General features: G+C 55.5%; 25 protein-coding genes. 14 read left to right on the top strand and 11 right to left on the bottom strand.

The window, feature by feature from the left end:
• Positions 1–87: 87 nt before the first annotated feature.
• Positions 88–2,169 carry a hypothetical protein gene (locus EC836_RS10510; protein WP_123332780.1) on the bottom strand — a complete coding sequence of 694 codons (2,082 nt, stop codon included), beginning with the start codon at positions 2,167–2,169 and terminating at the stop codon, positions 88–90.
• Between the two features lie 376 nt (positions 2,170–2,545).
• The gene (gene icd, locus EC836_RS10505; protein ID WP_123332778.1) at positions 2,546–3,796 is read right to left on the bottom strand and encodes an NADP-dependent isocitrate dehydrogenase; all 1,251 of its coding nucleotides are present in this window, start codon (positions 3,794–3,796) and stop codon (positions 2,546–2,548) included.
• A 102-nt stretch (positions 3,797–3,898) separates the two neighbouring features.
• Here icd and rluE point away from each other — a divergent pair, with 102 nt between their 5' ends.
• The 8 genes from rluE to EC836_RS10465 all read left to right on the top strand — a co-directional run bounded on the left by rluE (position 3,899) and on the right by EC836_RS10465 (position 11,937).
• Positions 3,899–4,555 carry a 23S rRNA pseudouridine(2457) synthase RluE gene (rluE, locus tag EC836_RS10500; RefSeq protein ID WP_123332776.1) on the top strand — a complete coding sequence of 219 codons (657 nt, stop codon included), beginning with the start codon at positions 3,899–3,901 and terminating at the stop codon, positions 4,553–4,555.
• A 45-nt stretch (positions 4,556–4,600) separates the two neighbouring features.
• Positions 4,601–5,074 (top strand): NUDIX domain-containing protein, encoded by a 474-nt coding sequence (locus tag EC836_RS10495; protein WP_123332774.1) that lies wholly within the window; start codon positions 4,601–4,603, stop codon positions 5,072–5,074.
• A gap of 187 nt (positions 5,075–5,261) precedes the next feature.
• Complete coding sequence (gene mnmA, locus EC836_RS10490; protein WP_123332772.1) at positions 5,262–6,371, top strand: tRNA 2-thiouridine(34) synthase MnmA; 1,110 nt, start codon at positions 5,262–5,264, stop codon at positions 6,369–6,371.
• A 36-nt stretch (positions 6,372–6,407) separates the two neighbouring features.
• A complete protein-coding gene (hflD, locus tag EC836_RS10485; RefSeq protein ID WP_123332770.1) occupies positions 6,408–7,052 on the top strand; it encodes a high frequency lysogenization protein HflD in 645 nt (214 codons plus the stop codon).
• 29 nt (positions 7,053–7,081) lie between these two features.
• Positions 7,082–8,452, top strand: coding sequence for an adenylosuccinate lyase (purB, locus tag EC836_RS10480; protein WP_123332768.1), 1,371 nt, complete (start codon positions 7,082–7,084; stop codon positions 8,450–8,452).
• Between the two features lie 119 nt (positions 8,453–8,571).
• Positions 8,572–9,240, top strand: a complete 669-nt coding sequence (phoP, locus tag EC836_RS10475) for a two-component system response regulator PhoP (protein ID WP_123332766.1) — start codon at positions 8,572–8,574, stop codon at positions 9,238–9,240.
• Positions 9,241–9,244: 4 nt separating this feature from the next.
• A complete protein-coding gene (phoQ, locus tag EC836_RS10470) occupies positions 9,245–10,717 on the top strand; it encodes a two-component system sensor histidine kinase PhoQ (RefSeq protein WP_123332764.1) in 1,473 nt (490 codons plus the stop codon).
• 92 nt (positions 10,718–10,809) lie between these two features.
• Positions 10,810–11,937: a cupin domain-containing protein gene (locus tag EC836_RS10465; protein WP_123332762.1), complete on the top strand. Its 1,128-nt coding sequence runs from the start codon at positions 10,810–10,812 to the stop codon at positions 11,935–11,937.
• A gap of 83 nt (positions 11,938–12,020) precedes the next feature.
• On the opposite strand, the gene pepT is transcribed toward EC836_RS10465, so the two are convergent.
• Together pepT and EC836_RS10455 are read right to left on the bottom strand one after the other, a co-directional pair.
• The gene (gene pepT, locus EC836_RS10460) at positions 12,021–13,259 is read right to left on the bottom strand and encodes a peptidase T (protein WP_123332760.1); all 1,239 of its coding nucleotides are present in this window, start codon (positions 13,257–13,259) and stop codon (positions 12,021–12,023) included.
• Positions 13,260–13,349: 90 nt separating this feature from the next.
• A complete protein-coding gene (locus EC836_RS10455; protein WP_123332758.1) occupies positions 13,350–13,910 on the bottom strand; it encodes a helix-turn-helix domain-containing protein in 561 nt (186 codons plus the stop codon).
• A 98-nt stretch (positions 13,911–14,008) separates the two neighbouring features.
• On the opposite strand from EC836_RS10455, the gene EC836_RS10450 reads away from it, so the two are divergent.
• Positions 14,009–15,190, top strand: a complete 1,182-nt coding sequence (locus tag EC836_RS10450) for a benzoate/H(+) symporter BenE family transporter (RefSeq protein WP_123332756.1) — start codon at positions 14,009–14,011, stop codon at positions 15,188–15,190.
• Between the two features lie 6 nt (positions 15,191–15,196).
• On the opposite strand, the gene cobB is transcribed toward EC836_RS10450, so the two are convergent.
• From cobB to lolC, 5 genes are read right to left on the bottom strand one after another with little or no spacing between them, the layout of a single operon-like run.
• Positions 15,197–16,030, bottom strand: coding sequence for a Sir2 family NAD+-dependent deacetylase (cobB, locus tag EC836_RS10445; RefSeq protein WP_123332754.1), 834 nt, complete (start codon positions 16,028–16,030; stop codon positions 15,197–15,199).
• 10 nt (positions 16,031–16,040) lie between these two features.
• Complete coding sequence (gene nagK / locus EC836_RS10440) at positions 16,041–16,952, bottom strand: N-acetylglucosamine kinase (RefSeq protein WP_123332752.1); 912 nt, start codon at positions 16,950–16,952, stop codon at positions 16,041–16,043.
• A gap of 12 nt (positions 16,953–16,964) precedes the next feature.
• Entirely contained in the window at positions 16,965–18,209 is a 1,245-nt protein-coding gene (gene lolE, locus EC836_RS10435) for a lipoprotein-releasing ABC transporter permease subunit LolE (protein WP_123332749.1), read from the bottom strand.
• The gene (gene lolD, locus EC836_RS10430) at positions 18,209–18,913 is read right to left on the bottom strand and encodes a lipoprotein-releasing ABC transporter ATP-binding protein LolD (protein ID WP_123332747.1); all 705 of its coding nucleotides are present in this window, start codon (positions 18,911–18,913) and stop codon (positions 18,209–18,211) included. Before lolD ends, lolE begins: the two co-directional genes overlap by 1 nt.
• Entirely contained in the window at positions 18,906–20,105 is a 1,200-nt protein-coding gene (gene lolC / locus EC836_RS10425) for a lipoprotein-releasing ABC transporter permease subunit LolC (protein ID WP_123332745.1), read from the bottom strand. The genes lolD and lolC overlap by 8 nt, the downstream gene beginning before the upstream one ends.
• A gap of 454 nt (positions 20,106–20,559) precedes the next feature.
• Between lolC and EC836_RS10420 the strand changes: the two genes are divergently transcribed.
• From EC836_RS10420 to rcsA, 3 genes are all read left to right on the top strand, one after another.
• On the top strand, positions 20,560–21,954 hold the full coding sequence (locus EC836_RS10420) for a GGDEF domain-containing protein (protein ID WP_123332743.1): 1,395 nt from the start codon (positions 20,560–20,562) through the stop codon (positions 21,952–21,954).
• A 173-nt stretch (positions 21,955–22,127) separates the two neighbouring features.
• Positions 22,128–22,337 (top strand): DUF2767 family protein, encoded by a 210-nt coding sequence (locus EC836_RS10415; protein ID WP_123332741.1) that lies wholly within the window; start codon positions 22,128–22,130, stop codon positions 22,335–22,337.
• Positions 22,338–22,915: 578 nt separating this feature from the next.
• Positions 22,916–23,557 (top strand): transcriptional regulator RcsA, encoded by a 642-nt coding sequence (gene rcsA / locus EC836_RS10410; protein ID WP_123332739.1) that lies wholly within the window; start codon positions 22,916–22,918, stop codon positions 23,555–23,557.
• A 40-nt stretch (positions 23,558–23,597) separates the two neighbouring features.
• Here the strand turns inward: rcsA and dsrB are convergent, their stop codons facing one another.
• Together dsrB and EC836_RS10400 are read right to left on the bottom strand one after the other, a co-directional pair.
• Positions 23,598–23,786 (bottom strand): protein DsrB, encoded by a 189-nt coding sequence (gene dsrB / locus EC836_RS10405; RefSeq protein ID WP_123332737.1) that lies wholly within the window; start codon positions 23,784–23,786, stop codon positions 23,598–23,600.
• Between the two features lie 70 nt (positions 23,787–23,856).
• Positions 23,857–24,015 (bottom strand): YqaE/Pmp3 family membrane protein, encoded by a 159-nt coding sequence (locus EC836_RS10400; protein WP_034824466.1) that lies wholly within the window; start codon positions 24,013–24,015, stop codon positions 23,857–23,859.
• A 644-nt stretch (positions 24,016–24,659) separates the two neighbouring features.
• Here EC836_RS10400 and EC836_RS10395 point away from each other — a divergent pair.
• Both EC836_RS10395 and EC836_RS10390 read left to right on the top strand, forming a co-directional pair.
• Entirely contained in the window at positions 24,660–25,475 is an 816-nt protein-coding gene (locus tag EC836_RS10395) for a mannosyl-3-phosphoglycerate phosphatase-related protein (protein ID WP_123332735.1), read from the top strand.
• A gap of 29 nt (positions 25,476–25,504) precedes the next feature.
• The gene (locus EC836_RS10390; protein WP_123332734.1) at positions 25,505–26,725 is read left to right on the top strand and encodes a glycosyl transferase; all 1,221 of its coding nucleotides are present in this window, start codon (positions 25,505–25,507) and stop codon (positions 26,723–26,725) included.
• Positions 26,726–26,842: the final 117 nt, after the last annotated feature.

Below are 26,842 nucleotides of genomic sequence, written 5' to 3'. Positions count from 1 at the left end.
TATTGGGATAAAGTCAACGAAACAGGCCCTACCATGAGAAGCAGCCCTCTCACGGAGGGCTGTTATCTAATATAAAGTTGTTTTGTCTCACGCAGTGTGCTTTATCGCACGCGCCACATATCGAAGCGTCTCATCAGAATAGTTTTTGGTATTTACCTGTAAGAATGATGCGCCTACAACACTTCCTAGGAGGTTTGGTTCAAGGTAATACATGTGATTTTCAGGACTTATCACTCCATCTTCAACAAGCTGAGACAAAAGCATTCGTCCGTCCTCGCCTCGCAGCATACGAGCATGATTAACTTTATCTTGAAGCCTTGCCAAACGGCCTTTACTGTGAGACCTAAACGCCATAACGATTCGGCGAAACACTCTTAACGCATCAGCAACCCGTTCGTCGGAATTAGCATTTACAATCTTGCTTGAAAACGCAGACCATGGAAAACCCTCTGATGATGGCCAGTTCACATAAAGTTCAGCACCAGGGCGAACTAATGGGGGACTAATAATTTGTTTACTCTCGAATCGATTTGCTTCTAAAATAACGCTTGTGTTTTCTTCATCTTTTTTTACTGACTTAACAATTAATTTTTCACTGTTTATGCGAAGACAGTCACAATAGATACTAATAGGTGAGAAAAGCTCAAGCTGTTCGCTATAAGCGAACTCGACATCAGAAGATTCTGTATTAATAAAAACGTTGCCTACTTTAGCCCCTAGAACTATTGAGTTATATCCATCGGATGTAAACTCAATCTCTCTGGAGTCTTCATTGTTGGAATTAGTAATAATAAATTCAACATTAAGACTCATGTCTTCATTATCATTAACTATCAAAGTGGCGCTTTCATTAATTTTTAGCTTAGACAGAGCGGAGTCGAATAGAATACCTATGTAATCACTGTTAACTTTTGAATTACTGTCCTCCTCCCTAGACTCAACGAAAAAATCAAATAGGAATGGGTTAGGCGTTGACACGCCTAGTAAGCAATAGTTCTTTGCCGCATTTGAAATGCTTATATTCTCGCTCATCAATGCATGGGACAAAATGCATGCTTCAAAAACAGAGCTAGCAACCTTTCTCCCCGTACCATCTAAGAATGGATGTTGAGGTAACATACTTTCAACCGCATCGTTATACAAAGCAATTAAATTACCACTTAGCATACTCATGCTATCTATGGTAGGAATGTTAAACAAGCGACATGCAAGTCGGTTTAGTTGCTCATCGGTTGAATAAAGTTCATCTTTTATCGAGTCAAACTTGTCAGACAATTGCTGAGTTAGTTTGCTCTGCTCTCGCAATAAGACAGCTTTGCATATGCTCAACAACATTTCACCGCTCAAAATATCTTTCATTTCTTCAAAAATTCTAGATGGATTTTTGATGGTGCCAATAACTTTTGATACAGCTTCCAATACCGGTGCATACCCGAAGAATCTAGTGGATTCAGCGCCCGATATCTCCTTCAGTTCATCTACAACGCCACGAATTGAATTTTTATATACTTGTGAATGAACACTAAGAGAGGATGATAAATGTTTGTATTCTTCCCTTTGGCTTTCGGATAATCTCACAAGGTTTTTTCCGATGAAATCACTAGCTTCAGGCTCATTGAAAAAGTCAATATCGAAAACAGGGCAATTTATATTGTGAATCTCACTTAAAATTAGCCATGCCTCCTCAATAATACCAACTCGACCAAATATAATGATTGGGTTTTTATTTTTCTTAGAAACGTTACTGACATCGAGTAAAAAGTCTTCAAATGAATCTTGAGTTACTCTTAGCCGTGCTTCATCTAAAGAGTCAATTATTAATCCAACCGACCCGGAATTCCATGCCGGCAAAATATCTTTATTTGCCAATCCACCAATAACATAATTTCCAGCAATGCTTGAAGCCTTTGATAAGTCCAAGTATATACTACCAGTTCGATTGCTTAGCTCCCTCGCAAGTACTGACTTACCAACAGCGCCGGGAGCACTTATTAGAATTACTCTCGCACCAGTAATATCCCCAGTCAGATTTTCATTCAGCGCGAGCCTGGCTGGGACGTAATCCGTAGTTAAATCTTTAGAGAAAAACCAACCATCACCATCTTCATTGTCACTTATTACTTGAACGCCACTTAAAAGTGCCGAAATATCGTCTATTTTATATTCCATGTTATTTTTTACTCCTATAATAGTTGATTGGGATATGTTCAATCCTGAGTTTACATCTTCTGACCTTTACCCAACGATATATCATATGTTAGTCCTGCAACCTAACAAAAATGAAAAAATGAGAGCGTCCGCTGTTCGCTCAAAACAGACCTTAATCTCAAAAGATATGTGAGCTCCAAAGGCAAATATCAGCACGAGGCCATGGAATAACCGGGGAAAAGACTGGATAGAAACAGCCACCTGAGCAGCTCGCTGTATGAGCAATTTTGGGAAAAGGTTTTAGGCTCGGGTTTTAGGGAAGTTTGGGGAAAGCTTTTCAACACAACAAAAACGGGGGCCAAAAGGCCCCCGTCTTCACAATCATCAACAGCACATATTACATGTGGCTGATCATTGCATCGCCAAACTCTGAAGATTTCAGCAGTTTAGCGCCGTCCATCAGACGCTCGAAGTCATAGGTCACGGTTTTGGCGTTAATTGCGCCTTCCATGCCTTTAACGATCAGGTCTGCGGCTTCGAACCACTCCATATGGCGCAGCATCATTTCTGCGGACAGGATTACGGAACCTGGGTTCACTTTATCCTGGCCTGCGTACTTAGGTGCAGTACCGTGGGTGGCTTCGAACAGTGCGCATTCGTCACCGATGTTTGCGCCCGGAGCAATACCGATACCGCCAACCTGTGCCGCCAGGGCATCAGAGATGTAGTCACCGTTCAGGTTCATACAGGCAATAACGTCGTACTCGGCTGGACGCAGCAGGATCTGCTGCAGGAAGGCGTCGGCGATCACGTCTTTGATGACGATCTCTTTGCCGGTGTTCGGGTTCTTGATTTTCACCCACGGGCCGCCGTCGATCAGCTCGCCGCCGAACTCTTCGCGTGCCAGAGCATAGCCCCAGTCCTTGAAGGCGCCTTCGGTGAACTTCATGATGTTGCCTTTGTGAACCAGGGTAACGGAATCACGGTCGTTAGTGATTGCGTATTCGATGGCCGCACGAACCAGACGCTTAGTACCCGCTTCAGAGCACGGCTTAACGCCGATACCACACTGCTCAGGGAAGCGAATTTTCTTCACGCCCATTTCGTCACGCAGGAACTTGATCACTTTATCCGCTTCCGGCGAGCCCGCTTTCCATTCGATACCGGCATAGATATCTTCGGAGTTTTCGCGGAAGATCACCATGTCGGTGTCTTCAGGGCGTTTAACCGGGCTTGGCGTACCGGTGTAGTAACGAACCGGGCGCAGGCAGATGTAGAGGTCAAGCTGCTGACGCAGCGCAACGTTCAGGGAACGAATACCACCGCCGACTGGGGTAGTCAGTGGGCCTTTGATAGCCACGCGGTAATCTTTAATCAGATCGAGGGTTTCCTGCGGCAGCCAAACGTCCTGGCCGTAGAGCTCTACCGATTTCTCACCGGTGTAAATTTCCATCCAGGAAATTTTACGCTCACCGTTATAAGCCTTCTGTACAGCGGCGTCGACAACTTTGATCATCACTGGAGAAACGTCCACACCAATACCATCACCTTCGATGAATGGGATGATTGGATTGTTAGGTACGTTCAGTTTTCCCTCTACCAGGGTGATTTTCTGACCTTCCGCCGGAACAACTACTTTGCTTTCCATTAACCTCTCCTTCGAGCGCTTTTTTTGTTAATGACTTGTAAGATGCGCGTCAATACTACTTGAATATTGACTCCGCGCCAATCATCTCAGGATTGCGGTATAATGCGCTTATTGTTTCTAAGTGCAAAGACCATGCGAAAATCTTCTGTTAGCAATCACCGCGTTAAGCGGAACAGCCCGCGCCAGGCCGCCAAACCCGTCGATAAGGGGCCGCGCTGTGTGATTTTATTTAACAAACCGTTCGATGTTTTGCCCCAGTTCAGCGATGAATCCGGGCGGCGCACGCTGAAAGATTATGTGCCGCAAACGGGCGTTTATGCAGCCGGGCGGCTTGACCGTGACAGTGAAGGGCTGATGGTGCTGACCAACGATGGCGCACTTCAGGCAACGCTGACCCAGCCGGGAAAACGTACCGGAAAGGTCTATTTTGTGCAGGTTGAGGGTGAACCCGCTGAAAGTGACCTGTTGCCGTTTCGCCACGGCCTGACGCTGAAGGATGGCCCCACCCTGCCCGCTCAGATTGAGCGAGTGGCCGAACCCGACTGGCTGTGGCCGCGCGATCCGCCAATCCGCGAGCGGAAAGCGATTCCCACCAGTTGGCTGAAAATCACCCTGTTTGAGGGGCGCAACCGCCAGGTGCGGCGCATGACCGCCCATATCGGTTTCCCCACTCTGCGTTTAATTCGCTTTTCGATGGGCACACTACAGTTAGAGGGACTGGCCCCGGGCGAATGGCGCGATATCAGCCATCTGATCTGACTCGGCGCGTGGAAGCCGCACGCCGTTAACGTTAAGGAGCTCCTCATGTTCAAACCGCATGTGACCGTCGCCACCGTCGTTCAGGCCGAAGGACAGTTTCTGGTTGTAGAAGAACGGGTACGCGGTCGCGCGACCCTGAACCAGCCGGCAGGCCATCTGGAGGCCAACGAGACGCTGCTGCAGGCCGCCGCGCGCGAGCTGTCGGAAGAGACCGGCATTGAAGCCGTGCCGCAGGCGTTCCTCGGTATGCACCAGTGGATTGCGCCGGACAATACGCCGTTTCTGCGCTTCCTGTTTTGCCTGGATTTGCCCGCCATCGTTGAAACCTATCCGCAGGATCGCGACATCGATCGCTGCTGGTGGCTGCCGCCGGAGGAGATCCTCACATCGAAGAAACTGCGCTCGGCGCTGGTAGCGGAAAGCCTGCGGGTTTATCAGCACGGCCCGCGCTATCCGCTGTCGATCCTCAGCGCCTTCCAGTGGCCGTTTAGCGAGGATGCGCCCGCCGCCGGTGCATGATAGAATGCCGCCGCAATTTTATCAGAGTCGCCTTTAACGACTCCTGGTGCCCAAAAATTCCCCAACGCGGCAACGCGGCCGTTTTGTTATCGCGCCGGACCGATCCCGGTCTGCGGCGGTGATGAATCAGAACGGCCACGGCTGTCGGATCCGGGAATGCGGGTAAAAACTTTAAAGTCAGGTAATTATGTCTAACAGCCAGAAAAAAGTGATCGTCGGCATGTCCGGCGGCGTTGACTCCTCCGTTTCCGCCTGGTTACTGCAGCAGCAGGGCTATCAGGTTGAAGGCCTGTTTATGAAAAACTGGGAGGAGGACGATGGCGAAGAGTACTGCACCGCAGCAGACGATCTCGCCGACGCCCAGGCCGTCTGCGATAAGCTCGGCATCTATTTACACACGGTAAACTTTGCCGCCGAATACTGGGATAACGTCTTCGAGCACTTCCTCGCCGAGTACAAAGCGGGCCGCACGCCCAACCCGGATATTCTGTGTAATAAAGAGATCAAGTTTAAAGCCTTCCTGGAGTTTGCCGCCGAAGATCTCGGCGCGGACTATATTGCCACCGGCCACTACGTGCGCCGTGCCGATGTTGACGGCAAAAGCCGCCTGCTGCGCGGCCTGGATGGCAACAAAGATCAGAGCTACTTCCTCTATACGCTGGGCACCGATCAGATTGCACAAAGCCTGTTCCCGGTCGGCGAGCTGGAAAAACCGGAAGTGCGCCGCATTGCGGAACAGCTGGAGCTGATTACCGCGAAGAAGAAAGACTCCACCGGCATCTGCTTTATCGGCGAGCGCAAATTTACCGAATTCCTTGCCCGCTATCTGCCCGCGCAGCCTGGCCCGATTGTCACCGTGGCCGGAGACACCGTCGGCCAGCATCAGGGGCTGATGTACCACACGCTCGGCCAGCGCAAAGGCCTGGGCATTGGCGGCACCAAAGAGCACAGCGAACAGCCGTGGTACGTGGTGGATAAAGACGTGGCGAATAACGTACTGGTTGTCGCCCAGGGCCACGATCATCCACGCCTGATGTCGGTGGGCCTGATCGCCCAGCAGCTGCACTGGGTGGATCGCGAAATGCTGCGCGCCCCGCTGCGCTGCGTGGTGAAAACCCGCTACCGCCAGGAAGATATTCCGTGCACCATCACGCCGATCGACGACGAGCGTATTGAGGTTCGTTTCGACGAGCCGGTCGCGGCGGTGACGCCGGGCCAGTCGGCGGTATTTTATCTTGATGAAGTCTGCCTTGGCGGCGGCATTATCGAACAGCGTCTGCCTCTGGTCAGTGCCTGATTCAGACGACGTGCAGGGAAGACAACAGGAGTCATCGTGGCGAAGAACTATTATGATATTACCCTGGCACTGGCCGGTATCTGCCAGTCCGCTCACCTGGTGCAGCAGCTGGCGCACCAGGGCCAGTGTCCGCCAGAAGCGTTAAAGGTCTCGCTGCACAGCCTGCTGGATCTGAATCCCTCCTCCACGCTGGCGGTGTTTGGCGACGATGAAGCTAACCTGCGCTTCGGCCTGGAAACCCTGCAGGCGGTGCTGAACAGCAACAGCCGTCAGGGGCTGGGCGCGGAGCTGACGCGCTATACCCTGAGCCTGATGGTGCTGGAGCGCAAGCTTCACGGCAACAAGGATGCGATGAACGACCTGTCGCGGCGCATCGCCCAGCTTGACCGCCAGCTGGCACACTATGGCCTGGAGTCTGACACCTTAGTCAGCGCGATGGCCGGGATTTACGTAGATGTAATTAGCCCGCTCGGGCCGCGTATTCAGGTCACCGGTTCCCCGGCGATCCTGCAGAATACGCAGGTGCAGAGCAAAGTTCGTGCGGCGCTGCTGGCGGGTATCCGCGCAGCGGTGCTGTGGCAGCAGGTTGGCGGTGGCCGCCTGCAGCTGATGTTTTCCCGTGGCCGTCTCGTTAACGAGGCGAAAGCGATTCTGGCCCGCCTGAACGGGACACCAACCTGATTTTTTTAACCGATCCTGGAGCAGCAACAATGGAATTATCCTCTCTGACCGCCGTCTCACCTGTTGATGGCCGTTATGGCGACAAAGTCAGCCCACTGCGTGGCATTTTCAGCGAATTCGGTCTGCTGAAATTCCGCGTTGAGGTTGAAGTTCGCTGGTTACAAAAACTGGCCTCCAACGCTGCGATCAAGGAAGTTCCTGCATTTGACGCCGACGCAAACGCTTTCCTTGATGCTATTGTCGCCGGATTCAGCGAAGAAGACGCCGCGCGTATCAAAACCATCGAGCGCACCACCAACCACGATGTGAAGGCGGTTGAGTACTTCCTGAAAGAGAAAGTGGAGAGCGTGCCTGCCCTGCATGCCGTTTCCGAATTTATCCACTTCGCCTGTACCTCAGAAGATATCAACAACCTGTCCCACGCGCTGATGCTGGACACCGCGCGCCGCGACGTCATTGTGCCTTACTGGAACAAAATCATCGCCGCGGTGAAGGATCTCGCCGTGCAGTACCGCGATATTCCGCTGCTTTCCCGTACCCACGGCCAGCCTGCAACCCCGTCAACGCTGGGTAAAGAGATGGCCAACGTCGCCTACCGCTTCGAGCGCCAGCTGCGTCAGCTGGAGCGCATTGAAGTGCTGGGTAAAATCAACGGTGCGGTCGGTAACTATAACGCCCACATCGCCGCCTACCCGGAAGTGGACTGGCACCAGCTGAGCGAAGAGTTTGTCACCTCTCTGGGCATCACCTGGAACCCGTACACCACGCAGATCGAGCCGCACGACTACATCGCTGAACTGTTTGACTGCATGGCCCGCTTCAACACCATTCTGATCGACTTCGATCGTGACGTCTGGGGTTACATCGCGCTGAACCACTTCAAGCAGAAAACCATCGCCGGTGAAATCGGTTCTTCCACCATGCCGCACAAGGTGAACCCGATCGACTTCGAAAACTCCGAAGGCAACCTCGGCCTGGCCAACGCCGTTATGCAGCACCTGGCCAGCAAACTGCCGGTGTCCCGCTGGCAGCGCGATCTGACCGACTCCACCGTGCTGCGTAACCTCGGCGTGGGTGTGGGCTATGCGCTGATCGCCTATCAGGCCACGCTGAAAGGCATCTCCAAGCTGGAAGTGAACCGTGACCGTCTGCTGGACGAGCTGGATCACAACTGGGAAGTGCTGGCTGAGCCGATCCAGACCGTGATGCGCCGCTACGGCATTGAGAAGCCTTACGAGAAGCTGAAAGAGCTGACCCGCGGCAAGCGCGTGGATGCCGAAGGCATGAAGGCGTTTATCGATAGCCTGGCTCTGCCGGAAGAAGAAAAAACCCGTCTGAAGCAGATGACCCCGGCCAACTATATCGGCCGCGCTATCCAGATGGTTGATGACCTGAAATAATCCCCCGCCGGGCCGGCGCTAGTCGGCCCGCGTTAACCTGCGGTTTATTTGCTTTCTCCTATACTTCTGACAGTTTATGCTGCGTCTCAATGCAGTTCGAATCGATTAAGGATTAGGTTATGCGTGTGTTAGTCGTCGAGGATAACCCTCTGTTGCGTCATCATCTGGCCGTGCAGCTGCGGGAGATGGGTCATCAGGTGGATGCCGCGGAAGGCGCAAAAGAAGCGGATTACTTTCTCAATGAGCATACGCCGGACATCACGCTGGTCGATCTCGGCCTGCCGGATGAAGACGGCATGGCGATGATCCGCCGCTGGCGCAGCCAGGAAGTGCGTCAGCCGATCCTGGTGCTGACCGCCCGCGATGGCTGGCAGGCCAAGGTGGAAGCGCTGGAAGCCGGTGCCGATGACTACGTTACCAAGCCTTTCCATATTGAAGAAGTGGTCGCCCGCATGCAGGCGCTGATGCGTCGTAACAGCGGTCTGGCCTCGCAGATCATTACCCTGCTGCCGTTCCAGATCGACCTTTCCCGCCGTGAACTGACGATTAACGAAAATCAGATCAAACTGACCGCTTTTGAATACACCATTATTGAAACGCTGATCCGTAACGTCGGTAAAGTGGTCAGTAAGGATTCGCTGATGCTGCAGCTGTATCCCGACGCTGAGCTGCGCGAAAGCCACACCATTGACGTCCTGATGGGGCGCCTGCGTAAGAAGATCCAGGCCGAACACTCGCAGGATGTGATTACCACGGTGCGCGGTCAGGGCTACCGTTTCGATCTCTGACGCGATGAATCTGCTGCGGAAGCTCTTCCGCCGAAAAAAACCGCTGTCGCTGCGCGTGCGCTTCCTGCTGGCTACCGCCGCCGTGGTGCTGACCATGTCGCTCTCCTACGGCATGGTGGCGGTGATTGGCTACGTGGTGAACTTCGATAAAAACACCTATCGCGTGCTGCGCAGCGAAAGTAATCTGTTCTTCACCCTCGCCCAGTGGCAGAACAACCAGCTGACCATCGTGCAGCCGGAGCGGATGTCACTGAATTTCCCGGCGCTGGTGTTTATTTATGACGATCGCGGCAGGCTGCTGTGGCAGCAGCGCGACGTGCCGGAGATCCGCAGTAAAATTCGCCGCGAGTGGCTGAACAAGTCCGATTTTTACGAGATCGACACCAATAACTACACCAGCCGCAAAGTGCTGAGCAACGACCGCGATGCGCAGAACAAACTCAGCGCCTACGACGATGACGGCAACGACACCTTCACCCACTCGGTGGCGGTGAACCGCTACGAGGCCACCGTCAACCTTCCTGAACTGACCATCGTGGTGGTGGATTCCATTCCGCAGGAGCTGCAGCATTCCGACGTTGTCTGGTCATGGTTCAGCTACGTGCTGCTGGCTAATCTGCTGCTGATTATTCCGCTGCTGTGGCTGGCGGCCCACTGGAGTCTGCGCCCCATCGGCTCGCTGGCCAGCCAGGTGCGCGAGCTGGAAAACGGCGTGCGGGAAACGCTCGATCCGGCCCCGCCGCAGGAGCTGAAGGGACTGGTGCGCAACCTCAATCTGCTGCTGGATAACGAACGACAGCGCTATACCCGCTACCGCACCACGCTCAGCGACTTAACCCACAGCCTGAAAACGCCGCTGGCAGTGTTGCAAACCACCCTGCGTTCGCTGCGCGGCGGGCGCAATCTGTCGATTGAGCAGGCCGAGCCGATCATGCTGGAGCAGATCAGCCGCATCTCGCAGCAGATTGGCTATTACCTGCATCGTGCCAGCATGCAGGCCGATCATCACGCCCTCAAGCGCGACCTGCACTCGGTCCCTGCCCTGCTCGACAGCCTGTGTTCGGCGCTGAACAAAGTGTATCAGCGCAAAGGCGTTGTGCTGACGCTGGATATTTCCCCGGAGCTGATCTTCGTCGGCGAGCAGAACGATTTTATGGAAGTAATGGGCAACGTGCTGGATAACGCCTGCAAATACTGCCTGGAGTTTGTCGAGGTCACCGCCAGCCAGACCGACAACCAGCTGCAGCTGATTGTGGAAGACGACGGCCCCGGCATTCCGGAAAATAAACGCGATCTGGTATTTATTCGCGGCCAGCGGGCGGATACGCTGCGCCCCGGCCAGGGTCTGGGCCTGGGGCTGGCGCGTGAAATTCTGGAGCAGTACGCCGGAGATATCAGCGCCAGCAGCAGCGAGCTTGGCGGCGCGCGGATGGAGATGGTGTTTCGTCGCCAGGAACTGCTGCACAAGGACGCGTAGGCCCCCTGCGCGTAGACATTTCAGCGAGACGGTACACAGCAAGGCCCGCGCACTGTTATAATCGATTCACTTTGGCGCTTCAGGAAACCCTCATGGATTATCAACTCGACCTCGACTGGCCCGATTTTATTCAGCGCTACTGGCAAAAACGGCCGGTACTGCTTAAGCGCGGTTTCAAAAACTTCGTCGACCCGATCTCTCCCGACGAGCTGGCCGGGCTGGCGATGGAAAATGAGGTGGACAGCCGCCTCGTCAGCCATCAGAACGGCAAATGGCAGGTCGGGCACGGCCCGTTCGAAAGCTATGACCACCTGGGCGAAAACAACTGGTCGCTGCTGGTGCAGGCCGTCGATCACTGGCACGAGCCTTCCGCCGCGCTGATGCGCCCTTTCCGCTTCCTGCCGGACTGGCGCACCGATGATTTAATGATTTCCTTCTCGGTGCCGGGCGGCGGCGTTGGGCCACATTTCGATCAGTACGATGTGTTTATCATTCAGGGGACCGGTCGCCGCCGCTGGCGCGTGGGTGAGAAAACCGAACTGAAGCAGCACTGTCCGCACCCGGATCTGCTGCAGGTGGAGCCGTTTGACGCCATCATTGATGAAGAGATGGAGCCGGGCGATATTCTGTATATTCCACCGGGATTCCCGCACGAAGGCTACTCGCTGGAAAACGCCCTTAACTACTCCGTGGGCTTCCGCGCGCCGAGCGGCCGCGAGCTGATCAGCGGCTTCGCCGATCACGTTCTGTCCCGTGAACTGGGCAGCTACCGCTTCAGCGATCCGGATGTCCAGCCGCGCGACAATCCGGCCGAGATCCTGCCCGCCGAGCTGGCCGGGATCCGCCAGATGATGCTGGACGTGATCGACCAGCCGCAGCAGTTTAATCAGTGGTTTGGTGAGTTTATTTCGCAGTCACGCCACGAGCTGGACGTTGCCCCGCCGGAGCCGCCGTACCAGCCTGATGAAATTTACGATGCGCTGCAGCAGGGCGACTCGCTTTCTCGCCTCGGCGGTCTGCGCGTCGTTTCGATTGGTGATGCGGTATTTATCAACGGTGAGCAGCTGGATTCGCCGCACCGCGCCGCGCTGACCGCGCTGGCCAATCAGCTGACGCTGGATCAGCAGTCCTTCGGCGATGCGCTGGACGACCCGTCGTTCCTCGCCCAGCTGGCGGCTTTAGTCAACAGCGGCTACTGGTTCTTCGGCGACGAAGAGTAATGCCCTGATAACGGATGCCGCGCATTCAGCGGTATCCGTCCTTTCGGTTGCTTACAGGGTTAAAACGTAACATCCCCCTTTTTTCAGCAAGAGGCCTTCGCCCGTTCCGCCGTCAGCGTGGCAATGCGTGCAATAGTCTGCACCGCCTTTTCCATATTATCCAGCGAGGCGAATTCGTGCCTGCCGTGATAGTTATAGCCGCCGGTAAACAGATTCGGGCAGGGTAGCCCCATATAGGACAGCTGCGAGCCGTCGGTGCCGCCGCGAATCGGCTTCACCAGCGGGGTGATATCACAGTCACGCATCGCCTGCAGGGCCAGATCGATACTTTGCGGGCAGGCTTCCACCTTCTCGCGCATGTTGTAATAGCTGTCCTCAATCACCAGCTCAATCACCGCCGAATGCGGCAGCGACTGCTGTAGCCGCCGGGCAATATCCTGCATCAACACTTTACGCCGGGCGAAACTCTCGCGGTCGAAGTCACGCAGGATGTAGTGCATTTCCGCGCGATCGACCGCGCCCTTTATACCGTGCAGATGATAGAAGCCTTCATAGCCGGCGGTTTTTTCCGGCACCTCATCCGGCGGCAGCGCCTGATGAAAGCGCGTGGCCAGATCCAACGCATTAACCATCACCCCTTTTGCCGTACCGGGATGCACGTTATTACCGGTGATTTTTACCGTGACCGACGCGGCGTTGAAATTCTCATACTCAAACTCGCCTAAGCCGCTGCCGTCAACGGTGTAGGCCCAGTCCGCGCCGAAGGCCGCCACGTCAAAAAAGTGCACGCCTTTACCAATTTCCTCATCGGGCGTGAACGCCACGCGGATCTCACCGTGCGGCTGTTTTCCCTGAATCAGCCGCGCCAGCGCGGTCATGATTTCTGCAACACCGGCTTTATCATCGGCGCCCAGCAGGGTTTTACCGTCGGTGGTGATCAGCGTATGGCCCAGCAGCTCGTGCAGAACCGGGAACATCACCGGCGAGAGGATTTCATCGCCAATCCCCAGGGCGATATCGCCGCCGCGATAGTTTTCAATCACCTGCGGAGTAACATTTTTACCGGTGAAATCCGGTGACGTATCCACGTGCGAAATAAAGCCAATGACCGGCACCGGCCAGCTGACCGTTGATGGCAGCGTGGCCATCACAATCCCGTGTTCGCTACAGCTGATATTGCTCAGCCCCAAATCATGCAGCTCCTCACAAAGCTGGTCCGCCAGGCGTAACTGCCCCTCCGTGCTGGGAACCTGACGAACGTTACCTTTAGATTGCGTATCCACGGCTACATAATTTAAGAAGCGATCGAGTAAGTTATTCATCTGTCGTCCCTCTGAATGCCAGTATTTATTATGATCATTCGGAAACCTGTAAATATTGTTTCAGGTCAGTTTAGTGTGCGGCGAAGGCCGTTACCGGTGCGGGTAATGAATCAGATTATAAAAACGCACGGGCTGCGCCCCGCCGTTGCGATAGGCATGGGGCCGATCGGCCTGGAATCGTAGCGCCTCACCGGCGGCAACGATCCGCCAGCTATCGGCAACGCGCAGTTCCAGCTGCCCCTCAATGACAATAGCATGTTCAATCACGCCCGCTTCGTGGGGGGCCGATTCACTGACGGCACCGGGGGCCAGTTCAATCACCAGCATTTCAAACCCGGTGGCGGCATCAAACGGGAACAGCGTCTGCACCTGCATCGCAAGATTTGGCTGACGAAACGCGGGCAGGCGCTGCTGCTGCCTGGGGGCATCGTGCGGCATATCCGGCCCGTCGATAAACTGCGAAAACGGCAGGTTGAAGCCGGTGGCTATTTTCCACAGCGTGGCAATCGTCGGGCTGGATTCGGCACGCTCAATTTGTCCCAGCATCGCCTTGCTGACGCCGGTGGCGTCGGCCGCCTGGCTTAAACTCCAGCCGCGCAGGCCGCGCTGGGTTTTCAGCGTTTGCGCCAGATGATTTTGCAGATCGTCCACACTTTCCCTCCGGTTAATCAGGCGAGTATATCCCCTTGTGCGTTATAACGCACGGTGCTAACGTGTGCGCTATAACGCTCAATGATTCGGAACCTGCAATGCGCCCGCCTCTCTCGATACGCTATCTCACTCTCCCGGCGCTGATCGCCGGATTTGTTGCTGTACTGGTAGGCTACACCAGTTCCGCTGCCATTATTTTCCAGGCAGCCGGCGCTGCCGGCGCCACACCGCAGCAAACGGGCGGATGGCTGACCATGCTGGGTCTGGGCATGGGCATCACCACCCTGACGCTGTCGCTCTGGTACCGCACGCCGATCCTGACGGCCTGGTCGACGCCGGGTGCGGCGCTGCTGGTGACCAGCCTGCCAGGCACGCCGATTAACGAAGCCATCGGGATTTTTATCTTTGCCTCGGCGCTTATCGTGTTCTGCGGCGTCACCGGGCTGTTTGCCCGCCTGATGAATCATATTCCGCTGGCGATCTCCAGCGCGATGCTGGCCGGGATCCTGCTGCGCTTCGGCATTGACGCCTTTGGCGCGCTGCAGGTTAATTTCGCCCTCAGCGGGACGATGTGCCTGGTCTATCTGCTGACAAAGCGCTTTACCCCGCGCTACGCCATTGTGCTGACGCTGTTTGCCGGGCTGGCGGTGGCAGCAATGCAGGGCAATATCCACGTTAGCGGCGGCCAGAGTATGGTGATGCCGGAGTTTATCGCCCCGCATTTCACCCTCTCCAGCCTGCTGGGCATTGGCATTCCGTTCTTTGTGGTCACCATGGCGTCGCAGAATGCCCCGGGCATCGCCACGCTGAAAGCCGCGGGCTATCAGGTGCCGATTTCACCGCTGATTGCCTGGACCGGAGCCACGGCGCTGATCCTCGCCCCATTTGGTGGATTTACCTTCTGCATTGCGGCGATAACGGCCGCGATCTGCATGGGACCGGAGATCCACAGCGATCCGCAGCGGCGCTATATGGCGGCGGCGGCGGCGGGCGTATTCTACATTATTGCCGGGATTTTTGGTGGGGCCATCAGCGGGCTGTTTACCGCTTTGCCGCTGGCGCTGATCCATACGATTGCCGGTCTGGCGCTGCTGGGCACCATCGCCGGTAGCCTGCAGCGGGCGCTAAGCGATGAGAAACAGCGTGATGCGGCGGTCATCACCTTTCTGATTACCGCCTCGGGCGTCACGCTGTTGGGGGTCGGTTCGGCATTCTGGGGACTCTGCGGCGGCGTGATCGCTCATCTCATCTTCTCGCTGCCAAAACGTAAAGTGGGTTAATCCCGCTTAGTGTCCAAGATTACTCAGCAGCCCGCGCACCCAGGCGGGCACCACTTCGCTGGCCAGGCCGTAGTTTTTCTCATCAAATTCACTGCCGACCTGGCTAGGCTCCAGATTCAGCTCAACGGTGTGCGCGCCCTGTAAACGGGCCTCGTGCACAAAGCCCGCCGCCGGGTAGACGTGCCCCGAGGTGCCAATCGCCACAAAGTAATCGGCATCGGCCAGCGCCTGGTAAATCTCATCCATCTGCAGCGGCATTTCACCAAACCAGACGATATGCGGGCGCAGAACCGCAGGGAACTGACAGCAGTGGCAGCGATCGTCAGGCTTGACGTCTTCGGTCCAGTGCAGGATCTGGCCGCTGCCGGTGCAGCGCACCTTCAGCAGTTCGCCGTGCATGTGGATCACGTTATGGCTTCCCGCCCGTTCGTGCAGGTTATCAATGTTCTGTGTCACCAGCAGAAAATGGTCACCCAGCACGGCTTCCAGCTCGGCCAGCGCGGCGTGGGCGGCGTTCGGTCTGATCTCCGGCTGCTGCAGCTGGCTGCGGCGCGCGTTATAGAACGCCTGTACCCGCTGCGGATCGCGCGCAAAGCCTTCCGGCGTGGCGACGTCTTCCACCTTATGCTCTTCCCACAGGCCGTCCGCCGCGCGGAAGGTGCGAATACCGGATTCCGCAGAGATCCCCGCACCGGTCAGCACCACCACGCGCGGCAGCGGCTGACGAGAGATTTCGAGATTACGATCGCGCTCAAAAATGCGCTGGCGAAAGCGCTGATGAACCTGACGGCGGTTTTTTTTGTAGCGGGCCAGTCGTAAGCGACGGCGGGGTGTGCGCATAGTCGATCCTCTAATCCTTAATGTGCAGGAATGCGGCACCGCGCATTCCGCCTGCGTCTCCATGGCGCGCTTTGGCAAAGCGCGGTGGTTTGGCGACCGGCAGGAGATGAGGGGTAACCCGCTCCGCCAGGCCGTCATATAACGCATCAAAGTTGGACAGGCCGCCGCCGAGCACCACCAGATGGGGGTCGAGCAGGGTCAGCAGATTGCCCAGGCATACCGCCAGCAGCTGACGATAGCGCTCAGTGTGTGCCAGCGCACTGGCATCTCCCTGATAATAACGGGTGATTATCTCCTGTGCACTGAGTGTCTGATGATAAAAGTGCTGCCACAGCCAGGAAAATCCTGAACCTGAGAGATACCCCTCAATACAGCCCTTTTTGCCACAGCCGCAGGTCAGCAACGGAATATCGCGGCCCAGCACCTCCAGCGCATCCACCGGCAGGCGCAGATGCCCCATTTCACCCACCACGTAGTTGCGGCCGGTCACCGGCTTACCATCGACGATCAGTCCCCCACCGACGCCAGTGCCGAGGATAATGCCCAGCACCACCGGGTACGCCTGAAACTCATCGTCCCAGGCTTCGGAAAGGGCAAAACAGTTGGCGTCGTTATCAATGCGGACCTCACGCCCCAGCCGCTGGCTGAGATCGGCGCGCAGCGTACGCCCGCGTGCGGCAGGCAGGTTCGCACTGAATACCGTACCGTCGTCGGGCACCGGCAGGCCGGGAATGCCGAGGCCAACGCTGCCCGCACTGCCGCAAAACGCATCGGCTTCGGCGGTCAGCGCCTGTAATACCGACAACAATTGCTCATAGTCCTGCGTCGGTGTGGCAACCCGTTTGTTCCAGATGAGCTCGCGCCGGGCGTTGTACACGCCCAGCGCAATCTTGCTGCCGCCAATATCGAAACCGTAGTACATCCGTTGCCTCGCTTACTGGCCGCTTAACACGCGTGCCGGATCGATGCGGCTGGCGCGCCGTGCCGGATACCAGCTGGCAATCAGACTGAGCAGCAGTGAGGTAAACAGCACGATCGCCACATCACGCCAGTGCAGTTCGGACGGCAGGAAATCAATAAAGTAGATATCGCCGGAGAGGAAATGATAGCCGGTCAATGCTTCAAGCGCATGAACGATCGGGGTCAGGTTCAGCGCGGCCAGCACGCCGACAATCACTCCGCTGACGCTGCCCACCAGCCCGGCCAGCAGCCCGTACCAGATGAAGATGGCGCGGATCAGGCCGTCTTTGGCTCCCAGCGTCCGCAGCACGGCGATGTCACCGCTCTTGTCCTTCACCGCCATCACCAGCGTTGAAACAATGTTGAAGCAGGCCACGCCGATCACCAGCACCATCGCCAGATACATAATGGCGCGGATCATCTGAATATCGCGATACATGTAGCCGTAGGTGCCGATCCAGCTGCGGATTGACACATAGGCGTTGGTCACGCTGCCCGCCTCGCGGATCAGCTTTTGCGCGCTAAACGGATCGGCAGCTTTAATGGCGATGCCGGTGACGTTGTCGCCCATGCCCAACAGCTGCTGTGCGTCGGCCAGCGGAACCAGCGCCAGGCCGTGATCGAGCATACCGCTCAGCTTAAGGATGCCGCTGACCTGCAGACGTACCCGCTTCGGCTGCAGCAGCTTATTCTGCGCATCACTGTTGGGGATCATAATGGTCAGCCAGTCGCCCTGCTTCACCTTCAGGCTGTTAGCCACGCCCTGCCCCAGCAGGATTTGCTGCTTACCGGCGCCGAACGATTGCCAGGCGTTGCCCTGCACGTAGGAAGGCAGCGCGCTGAGCTGCGCCTCCTGCTGCGGATCCACGCCTTTGACCTGCACGGCCTGCAGCTTGCTGCCGCTTTCAATCAGGCCGGTGAAATTAATGTAGGGGGCGGCGGCGGCTACGCCGGGTACCCGCTCGATTTTCGGCAGCATGGCCTGCCAACCGGTGAACGGCTGGTTCACCGGCTCGATTTCACCGTGAGGCACAACGGCAAGAATACGGTTGTTCAGCTCACGTTCGAAGCCATTCATCGCACTCAGTCCGACGATCAGCACCGCCACGCCGAGGGCAATTCCAACGGTGGAGATCACCGAAATTAGCGAGACCATCCCCCCGCGACGGCGGCCGCGACTGAAGCGCAGGCCCAGCAGTAAAGAGAGCGACTTCGCCATCAGAGGCTACCCGCCATGGTCAGGCGATCGCTAAGCTGGCCGTCACGCATTTCCACCTGGCGGCGCATGCGCTTAGCCAGATGCAGATCGTGCGTCACCACCAGGAACGCCGTGCCCTGCCGCTGGTTGAGTTCACCCAGCAGATCGAAAATCGCATCGGCGTTGCGCGCGTCCAGGTTGCCCGTCGGTTCATCGGCCAGCACCAGTCGCGGCTTGTTCACCAGCGCGCGGGCAATCGCCACACGCTGGCGCTCGCCGCCGGACAGTTCCGAAGGACGATGCTCGGCGCGATGATCGAGGCCCACGGCTTTGAGCATCTCCAGCGCACGGGTGCGCGTTTCCGCTTTCGGCGTTTTGCCGATCATCAGCGGCATCGCTACGTTTTCCAGCGCGCTGAAGTCCGGGAGAAGATGGTGGAACTGATAGATAAAGCCCAGCTCGCGATTGCGCAGCTCGGCTTTTGCGGCGGAAGACATGTCATTCAGCGATTTACCGTCAAATACCACGCTGCCGGAGGTGGCCGTATCCAGCCCGCCGAGCAGATGCATCAGGGTGCTTTTCCCGGAGCCGGAGCTGCCGACAATCGCCATCATTTCACCCGGCTGCACGCTGAAGGAAACGTTGCGCAGGACATCGGTCTGCACGCTGCCTTCCTGATAGCGTTTGCACAGGTTGTCGCACTGCAACAGGATCTTGTTACTCATAACGTAAAGCCTCAGCGGGTTGAACGGCGGCCGCGCGCCAGGAAGGATACAGCGTTGATAGCAGCGCCACGATAATTGCCGTGACGGTAATGGTCGCCACCTGCGTCAGAGAAATGTCTACCGGCAACGCCGCGCCATCGAGGAACGCGCCAATTACCGGCATCAGATTATTCAGCTGGCTGGCCAGCAGCATGCCGAGCAGCGCGCCCAGCAGCGAGCCAACCACACCCGCAGTGGCGCCCTGTACCATAAATACCGCCACGATTTGCCGGCGGGTCAGCCCCTGAGTTTGCAGGATCGCCACTTCACCCTGCTTTTCCATAATCAGCAGGCCCAGCGAGGTGACGATATTAAAGGCGGCGACGGCGACGATCAGGCTGAGCAGCAGCCCCATCATATTTTTCTCCATTTTCACCGCCTGGAACAGCTCGCCTTTGCGCTCGCGCCAGTCCTTCCACACCAGGCCGTCAGGCAGCGTTTGCTGGCTGACCACGTCGACCTCCAGCGGCTTATCCAGCCACAGACGCCAGCCGGTGATGTTGCCTGCCGGGTAGCGCATCAGGCGCGAAGCATCCTGCTGATTAACGAGGATCTGGTAGCCGTCAACGTCGCTGTTAGCGGCGAAGGTGCCGATCACGGTAAACAGACGCTGGCTGGGAATGCGCCCCATTGGCGTGAACTGGCTGGCGGAAGGCACCATCAGGCGGATCTGTTCGCCGAGGCGAACGCCTAACTGCGCGGCCAGCTGCTCACCGAGGATGACGTTATACTCCCCGCTTTGCAGCTGCTGCTGCCTGACGTTCACCAGGTAAGGGGTGAGCGGATCCGGCTCGTCGGGATTGATCCCCAGCATGACGCCCACGCCCACGCTGCGCGCGCTCTGCATCACCACCTCGCCTGTGGTCAGCGGCGTCACCTTGCTGATACCGCTGAGGTGCAGCGAATCGGCGGGCGTTTTCTGTGGGTTGATCGAGCCGCTGTCGCTGGTCACCAGCGCCTGCGGCATTAAGCCAAGGGTATTTTGCTCCAGCTGGTGCTCCAGCCCGTTCATCACCGACAGTACGGTTACCAGCGCCATGACGCCCAGCGTGATGCCGATAGCCGAAAGCCACGAAACGAACCGCCCAAAGCGGTCGGAGGCGCGCCCGCGCATGTAGCGCAGGCCGATAAAGAGTGCGACAGGCTGATACATGAAATCCGTTTTTGCTAATGCAATAAGTGGGGGGAATGATAAAGCTTAGTCCCGCCTTATGGAACCACTAAGCCCCTGACTGTGCGCATTGTTTTGTCAATGGCTGAAACATTCGGCCTATTCTCAATGGCAGCGCCTAAAATATAGCCGGACTTGTCTGCATTACCCGGTCAACGGCCTGAATGAATGAGTCTGAAATGGGAGATTTCGTCGACATAATCCCAGAGAAGTTATTCAATAAGAACAGAATGTGATGATTTTCAGAAAAGACATTGCCAACTCTTGCTACTATGATAACCAGGAATGTTCTTACTTATTTGCTTTCATCCAGCTCGTCACTTATGTCAATCGCACGTGAGTTCAGGTCATCCCCCGAACGGGGATACCGGCCGGAAGCCAGCGACTCAATTAAAGATGCTATAAGCGGCCGTACCAGGCAGCACCGAGTCTGAAGATGCCAAACAATAAAAATCGTATTCACCAGGTTATCGTTCTGTTTTTTTTCGCCGTTCTACTCTCGGTTATTGGCCTGAGCTTTCGTAATTTCGAATCCATGTCGATCTTTTGGCCCGGGAATGCGGTACTGCTGGGGTTACTGATCCGCTTTCCGGCGCTGGATAACCGCGTTTCGCTGCTGGTGCTGTTTTTCGGCATGCTGGCCACCGATTTATGCTGGGGCACACCGGCGATGATCTCGGTCGGGGTGAATTTTTCCAACATCACCTTTATCGCCGCGGCGCGCTGGGTGCTGCTGACCCGCCACTTTACTCGTCCGTATCCGCGCCGCTTACAGTCGCTGATGCGCATCTTTCCGGCGTCGATCGCCGGTGCGCTGGTCTGTGCCGCCATCGGTGGCGTGGTCAGCGAACGCTATTTTCACGACGAGCTGTTTAAGGCCTGGTTCTCGTGGTTTTCGGAACAGATGTCAACCTCGATTCTGCTGCTCCCGGCGGTGATCGCCCTGCCGCGTCGTGATGAGCTTCGTGCGATACTGCGAAAAACCTTCGAGAGTTCGCTGCTGCCGCTGGTGGCGCTACTGGTGACCACCGCCATGAGCATCTGGGTGGGCGGCGGCGGCAGCCTGCTGTTCCCGCTGCCGGCGCTGCTGTGGTGTGCAATCAGCTATCCGCTGTTTATCACCTGCTGCCTGACGTTAATCACCGGCATCAGCGAGATCATTCTGGTGGCCGGTAACGTGCTGAATATTCAGGGAGAGAATGACCTTTTCCGCATTGACAGCCTGTCGGCGGCGCGGCTGGGTGTCGCCGCCATGACCATCAGTCCATTAATTGTTTCTCTCAGTATTGAGGCGAATAAAAGGCTGGTGGCTCGCGTAACCCGCCGTGCGGATTACGATCTGCTGACCGGAGCATTGACCCGCAGCGGCCTGTCGTCGCGCCTGCAGGCGCTGCTGGCGGCACGCAACCGCCCACCTGGGTTTTCCGGTGCGCTGTTCCTGGTAGATATCGACCGTTTTAAAAATATTAACGATACCTGGGGCCACGCCGCCGGGGATTATGTGCTGGCGCAAACCGTGCTGTGCATCCAGCAGGCGCTGCCGCCGGCTTCGCTGGTCTGCCGTATGGGCGGGGAAGAGTTTTTGGTGCTGCTGGAAGCGGCAAATGAACCGCGGGCATTCCTGCTGGCAAACCGGCTGCGTAACAGCATTGAAAATAATGCCATCCTGCATAAAGGCAACGACCTTAGCGTGACGGCCAGCATCGGCATCAGCCTGCTAAATATCAGTAGCGTACAGGCGCTGGATGAAGCGATTAATCGAGCTGACGAACAGTTATATATCGCCAAAAGCAGCGGTCGAAATCAGGTCAGGCCGGAATTTGTGCTGTAAAAACGGTTGACGACTCCCCTCCCTGCTCCGGTTTGACACACCCTCAATCGTTGCTACCCTTTTTTAATCGCTATCATTTAATGAAAAGCGCGTGATACAGAAGGCTTATCCTTGCATCTGGCCCACTGTCGGAGGATAAACGTCTGCTCGTTGGCAACGATGGGAGAGTAAAAATGAAACGTGATGTGCTCAGCGAAGAATATTATGATGAAGTTTGCCGGGTTATCGGTGATGCGGCGATTGTGCTGACCGAAGACGGTCATAATATTTCGCGGGGAATGATTGCCAGTTTGCTGAGGCAAACTCGCCTGAATCGCGGTGATGCTAATCGCGATGAACAAAAAGTTCTGGAACATGCCATTCGGTTAATCCAGCCAGATTAACGACAATGAGTACTTATTTGCAGTTTGATATTATAATTTCGCACAAGAAATAATGTTTTCCTATGACCCGCCGGAAGAGAACTCTTTTTTCGCACTAAAAATCATCAATCCCGGCATCCGTTATTCCAGGATTTATGTCATTGATTTAGTGAATCTGAGCGGGTAAGGACAGTATCAAATCGCATCCAAAAATAGGATGATATTGCGTTAAACCCTCTGAAACACGGTGAAAGCAACCCCATGTTTATTGGCGCTATTTTACCGATTATTTATTTCATTTTAATGACTGACCCAGTCTGAAAAAACCGGTCTTTTCTGAGGAATGTTTTTCTGATTGAATTTTTTTAAGAAAAATCCTATCATGATTTTTAACATTTTACGCGATAGTGACCGCGATTGCTGCATGCCATGCAGCCCCCTTCTACAAGGATGAGTCAATACTCCAGCCGCGTGCGGCGGGGTAGTATTAATGTTGGCAGCCATAACAAGAATGTGCATACAGAACGCTTTCTTTTAACACGCTAACGTGTAATTCATCGTTGACTTAAATGGATAACGAACCGGTAAGGGCCGCCAGAATGCCGACAATAATTATGGATCCATGTAATTATACCCGCGCAGGGTTGATCAACTATATGACAACCAAAGGGATTAAAAGCAAGAATATAACGCCAGTTAGCGGCATTGACAGGCTGCAAACATGCTGCCAGCAGCTGCATCCCGGCGTGGTGTTTATCAACGAAGACTGCTTCATTAATGAACCCGAAGCCAGTCAGCGGATTAGAGCGGCGATCGTTCAGAATCCGGACACGCTGTTCTTCATCTTTATGGCGATTTCTAATAATCATTTTGAAGAATATCTTTACGTACGAAAGAACCTGATTATTACATCGAAATCGATCAAGCCGGCTACTCTGGACCAGCTGTTAGGCAGTTACTTCCAGCAGCGGCTCAACGTTTCTTCGCGCCAGTCTTCGGGTAAGGATGTCCATCCGCTGACGCTCAGTCAGACGGAATCGAATATGCTGCGGATGTGGATGTCCGGACACGATACCAGCCAGATTTCTGACCAGATGCAGATTAAGGTGAAAACCGTTTCGTCGCATAAAGGCAATATTAAGCGGAAAATCAAAACGCACAACAAGCAGGTGATCTATCACGTGGTGCGACTGATGGATAATGTCACCAGCGGGATTTACGTCAACGTGCGGCAGGGCTGACAGCGGATATTTGAAGGGGGAGCGACCCCCCTTAGCGTCTTCAGGGGTGAGGCTGCACGAAAACACCGTCTTCGTGACCGGTTTCATTAAAGAACCAGATGCCCAGCGGATAGTCCTCCAGCGCGATCAGATACATCGTTCCTTCGTTAAACTCTTCCACTGCCAGAACAGTACCAACCCGACGAGGACCGCCGTCCGTTTTTACCGTCACCTGCTGATTTACCTTCATGGTCACTCCTGTGCAATTTTTCCCAACAGTCTAACCGAAAACCGCATACTGCGCAGGGTTTTACCCAGGGTTATCGACGCGCAATCACCCAGACGGCATGGACAATCCCCGGAATATAGCCACATAGCGTCAGCAGGATGTTCAGCCAGAAAGCACCACCAAAGCCGACCTGCAGGAAGACACCCAGCGGCGGTAAAAGAATCGCGATAACAATACGTATAAAGTCCATGTCTTCTCCTTTTTTCGGGTAACTGTCTGATAATCAGTATAGACAGCAATGTGACCTCGTCAGGCAATGGCCTGCTCATGACGGGCCTTTTCACTTTCTTTACGTTTCGCGCAAAGATTTCTGACGTCAACAACCCGTAGACTATCCCCACTGCACCAACCCCAAAGGCGCAGTCAACCTAAAAAGTAACAAGGATTTTGCCCGCGCAGCGCGGGCTTTTTTTTGCCCGCACGTTGCCGCATCCCTTCCCTGCTCCCTTTACCGTGTTTCATTAGTGAAAAAAAACCCCAGCCTCAGGCCAGGGTAAGTTGTTCACATGAAGATAAAATTCGTTACTTGGGGAAATCCTTTTACCCTTCTAACCTACCGGAATTTTGCCTTAAGACTAGTCCTAAGATGGCGGATAAATGTGTACAAGTTTTTTCATCTTGTACAGCAAAGCCGCGCCAGCCGTGCGTCTCAGCGTGAAAGCCTCACCAGAATACGCTCATAAAAGCAGCCGTTTTTTAGGATTAATCTGCATCCGTTATCGCTGTGCCTGCGTGTCAGGCTGCTGTGCCGCGTCAAGGCTGGACTATACTCAATGATTCTACTGCGATTTTCCTGTCGCATCCGCGCGGGATCTACTTCTGGAGGTTATGCCTATGCCTGTTTTGCAGGATCCTCTGATGATCGTTACCGATCTCGACGGTTCACTGCTCGATCATCATACCTATAGCTGGCAGCCTGCCCGACAGTGGCTGATGCGGCTGAAGGAGCACCATATCCCGCTGGTTATCTGCTCCAGTAAAACGGCCGCTGAGATTGTGCCGCTGCAGCAGGAACTGGGGTTTGGCGGTTCGCCCTTTATCAGTGAAAACGGTGCCGTCGTCCGCTACGGCGATGCTCAGGCAGAGCAAACCGCTCAGTTTTCCAGCCAGGACTCTGCCGCTATCTGCCATACGCTGCTGCGGTTGCGTCAGCATGACGGTTTTAAATTCACCGGTTTTGCCGACGTCAGCGAAAAAGAAATAGCCGAGTGGACCGGCCTGACGCCTGCGCTTGCGGCTCGCGCCAAAATGCGTGAGGCGTCGGAAAGCCTGATCTGGCGTGACAGCCGCGAGCAGTTTGATCTTTTTCGCGAGCGGCTGGATGAGGCCGGACTGACGCTGGTGCAGGGCGGGCGATTCTGGCACGTCATGAGTAAAGGCAGTGGAAAAGGTGCTGCGCTGCGCTGGCTGCTTGAACACTATCCTTCCCCGACTGCCCAGCCCGGCCAGCGTCCGCTCACCATAGGGCTGGGCGACGGGCCTAACGATGCCCCGATGCTCGACAGCGTTGATTATGCCGTGGTCATCCACGGCTACAGTAAAAATCCGGTGCTGCTTGAGCGGGCCGACAAACAGCATATCTATCGCAGTGCCGCCCGAGGCCCGGAAGGCTGGGTTGAGGGCCTTGACCATTTTATCACTCCATCCTGACTGACCACCTACATTCCAAGGGGATAGCGATGAGCGATTTTTACCAGAACGGCGTAATTACCAACTTTCATAATCTCACCGGGCGCAGTCTAAAAGAGCTGGAAAAGGATCTGGTACGCTTCTCGCGCAAACGTAAGATGGGGCTGATTCTGCCCTCGCTGTTTTCAGAGCTGGAAGGCCCCGCGCTGAGCCATATTGTTGACGAACTGGCGCAGGTGCCCTATCTGGCAGAAATCGTAATTGGGCTGGATCGCGCCGACCGCGATCAGTTTTTGCACGCCCGCGAATTCTTCTCCCGCCTGCCGCAGCGCCACCGGATCTTATGGAATGACGGGCCGCGCCTGAAGGCGCTGGATGCGGAACTCGACAAAGAGGGACTCTCGCCTTCACAGCCCGGCAAGGGGCGCAACGTGTGGTTCTGTACCGGCTATACGCTGGCCTCTGATAAATCCACCTGCGTGGCCCTGCACGATTGCGACATCGTCACCTACGAACGCGGGATGCTGGCGCGGCTGCTCTATCCACTGGCCAATCCCGACTTCCAGTACGAATTCTGTAAAGGATTTTATGCCCGGGTAGCCGATAACAAGCTTAACGGCCGCGTGGGCCGCCTGCTGGTTGGCCCGCTGCTGCGCTCGCTGCAAAAGGTTTACGGTCACTCCGAGTATCTGGATTACCTCAGCAGCTTCCGCTATCCGCTTTCCGGCGAATTCGCCATGCGCACTCACGTGCTGAACGGCATTAAAATCCCCGGAGACTGGGGGCTGGAAATCGGCGTGCTGTCCGAGATCTATCGCAACTACACCACCCGCCAGAGCTGTCAGGTTGAGATCGCAGATAATTACGACCACAAGCACCAGCCGCTATCGGAAGAGGACGGTACCGGCGGGCTGCGGCGCATGAGCAACGATATTGTGCAGTCGCTGCTGCGCAAAATGGCCACCATGGGGGTAAATATCACCAGCGATTCCTTCCGGGTATTAAAAGCAACCTACTATCGCAATGCGCTGGATATGATGGAGATTTACAACCACGAAGCGGCGATGAACGGCCTGAAGTTCGATCAGCACGCCGAAGAGGCGGCGGTCGAAATGTTCACCCAGTCGATCCTTGAAGCCGGACAGGCGTTTATTGAACGCCCTAATGAAAAACCCTTTATCCCCAGCTGGAGTCGCGTTCAGTCCGCTTTCCCCGATATTATGCAGCGCATTTATCAGGCGGTTGAGGACGATAACAGCGGCGACGTTTAATCCCGGTGGCAGAGGCTGGGCATCATTGTCATCACGAAAACGCGAAAATTCGTACAAATATCAACCGGGCAGACCGACACAGTAGCCTGTGGTCTGCAAAATAAAGGTATACTCAGC

This window comes from Erwinia sp. JUb26, assembly GCF_003751505.1.
Classification (GTDB): Bacteria; Pseudomonadota; Gammaproteobacteria; order Enterobacterales; family Enterobacteriaceae; genus Erwinia.
Note: the sequence above shows the minus strand (reverse complement) of the source record. Positions and strands in the feature narration are given on the sequence as shown.

What these genes read in the sequence shown, in the direction of transcription:
- rcsA (WP_123332739.1), top strand. Translation starts at nt 22,916, where the DNA reads ATGCCGACAATAATTATGGATCCATGTAATTATACCCGCGCAGGGTTG.
- EC836_RS10400 (WP_034824466.1), bottom strand. Translation starts at nt 24,015, where the DNA reads ATGGACTTTATACGTATTGTTATCGCGATTCTTTTACCGCCGCTGGGT.
- cobB (WP_123332754.1), bottom strand. Translation starts at nt 16,030, where the DNA reads ATGCGCACACCCCGCCGTCGCTTACGACTGGCCCGCTACAAAAAAAAC.
- purB (WP_123332768.1), top strand. Translation starts at nt 7,082, where the DNA reads ATGGAATTATCCTCTCTGACCGCCGTCTCACCTGTTGATGGCCGTTAT.
- EC836_RS10510 (WP_123332780.1), bottom strand. Translation starts at nt 2,169, where the DNA reads ATGGAATATAAAATAGACGATATTTCGGCACTTTTAAGTGGCGTTCAA.
- pepT (WP_123332760.1), bottom strand. Translation starts at nt 13,259, where the DNA reads ATGAATAACTTACTCGATCGCTTCTTAAATTATGTAGCCGTGGATACG.
- lolE (WP_123332749.1), bottom strand. Translation starts at nt 18,209, where the DNA reads ATGGCGAAGTCGCTCTCTTTACTGCTGGGCCTGCGCTTCAGTCGCGGC.
- EC836_RS10420 (WP_123332743.1), top strand. Translation starts at nt 20,560, where the DNA reads ATGCCAAACAATAAAAATCGTATTCACCAGGTTATCGTTCTGTTTTTT.
- mnmA (WP_123332772.1), top strand. Translation starts at nt 5,262, where the DNA reads ATGTCTAACAGCCAGAAAAAAGTGATCGTCGGCATGTCCGGCGGCGTT.
- EC836_RS10450 (WP_123332756.1), top strand. Translation starts at nt 14,009, where the DNA reads ATGCGCCCGCCTCTCTCGATACGCTATCTCACTCTCCCGGCGCTGATC.
- EC836_RS10390 (WP_123332734.1), top strand. Translation starts at nt 25,505, where the DNA reads ATGAGCGATTTTTACCAGAACGGCGTAATTACCAACTTTCATAATCTC.
- phoP (WP_123332766.1), top strand. Translation starts at nt 8,572, where the DNA reads ATGCGTGTGTTAGTCGTCGAGGATAACCCTCTGTTGCGTCATCATCTG.
- EC836_RS10415 (WP_123332741.1), top strand. Translation starts at nt 22,128, where the DNA reads ATGAAACGTGATGTGCTCAGCGAAGAATATTATGATGAAGTTTGCCGG.
- EC836_RS10465 (WP_123332762.1), top strand. Translation starts at nt 10,810, where the DNA reads ATGGATTATCAACTCGACCTCGACTGGCCCGATTTTATTCAGCGCTAC.
- phoQ (WP_123332764.1), top strand. Translation starts at nt 9,245, where the DNA reads ATGAATCTGCTGCGGAAGCTCTTCCGCCGAAAAAAACCGCTGTCGCTG.
- nagK (WP_123332752.1), bottom strand. Translation starts at nt 16,952, where the DNA reads ATGTACTACGGTTTCGATATTGGCGGCAGCAAGATTGCGCTGGGCGTG.
- icd (WP_123332778.1), bottom strand. Translation starts at nt 3,796, where the DNA reads ATGGAAAGCAAAGTAGTTGTTCCGGCGGAAGGTCAGAAAATCACCCTG.
- dsrB (WP_123332737.1), bottom strand. Translation starts at nt 23,786, where the DNA reads ATGAAGGTAAATCAGCAGGTGACGGTAAAAACGGACGGCGGTCCTCGT.
- rluE (WP_123332776.1), top strand. Translation starts at nt 3,899, where the DNA reads ATGCGCTTATTGTTTCTAAGTGCAAAGACCATGCGAAAATCTTCTGTT.
- lolC (WP_123332745.1), bottom strand. Translation starts at nt 20,105, where the DNA reads ATGTATCAGCCTGTCGCACTCTTTATCGGCCTGCGCTACATGCGCGGG.
- EC836_RS10495 (WP_123332774.1), top strand. Translation starts at nt 4,601, where the DNA reads ATGTTCAAACCGCATGTGACCGTCGCCACCGTCGTTCAGGCCGAAGGA.
- EC836_RS10395 (WP_123332735.1), top strand. Translation starts at nt 24,660, where the DNA reads ATGCCTGTTTTGCAGGATCCTCTGATGATCGTTACCGATCTCGACGGT.
- lolD (WP_123332747.1), bottom strand. Translation starts at nt 18,913, where the DNA reads ATGAGTAACAAGATCCTGTTGCAGTGCGACAACCTGTGCAAACGCTAT.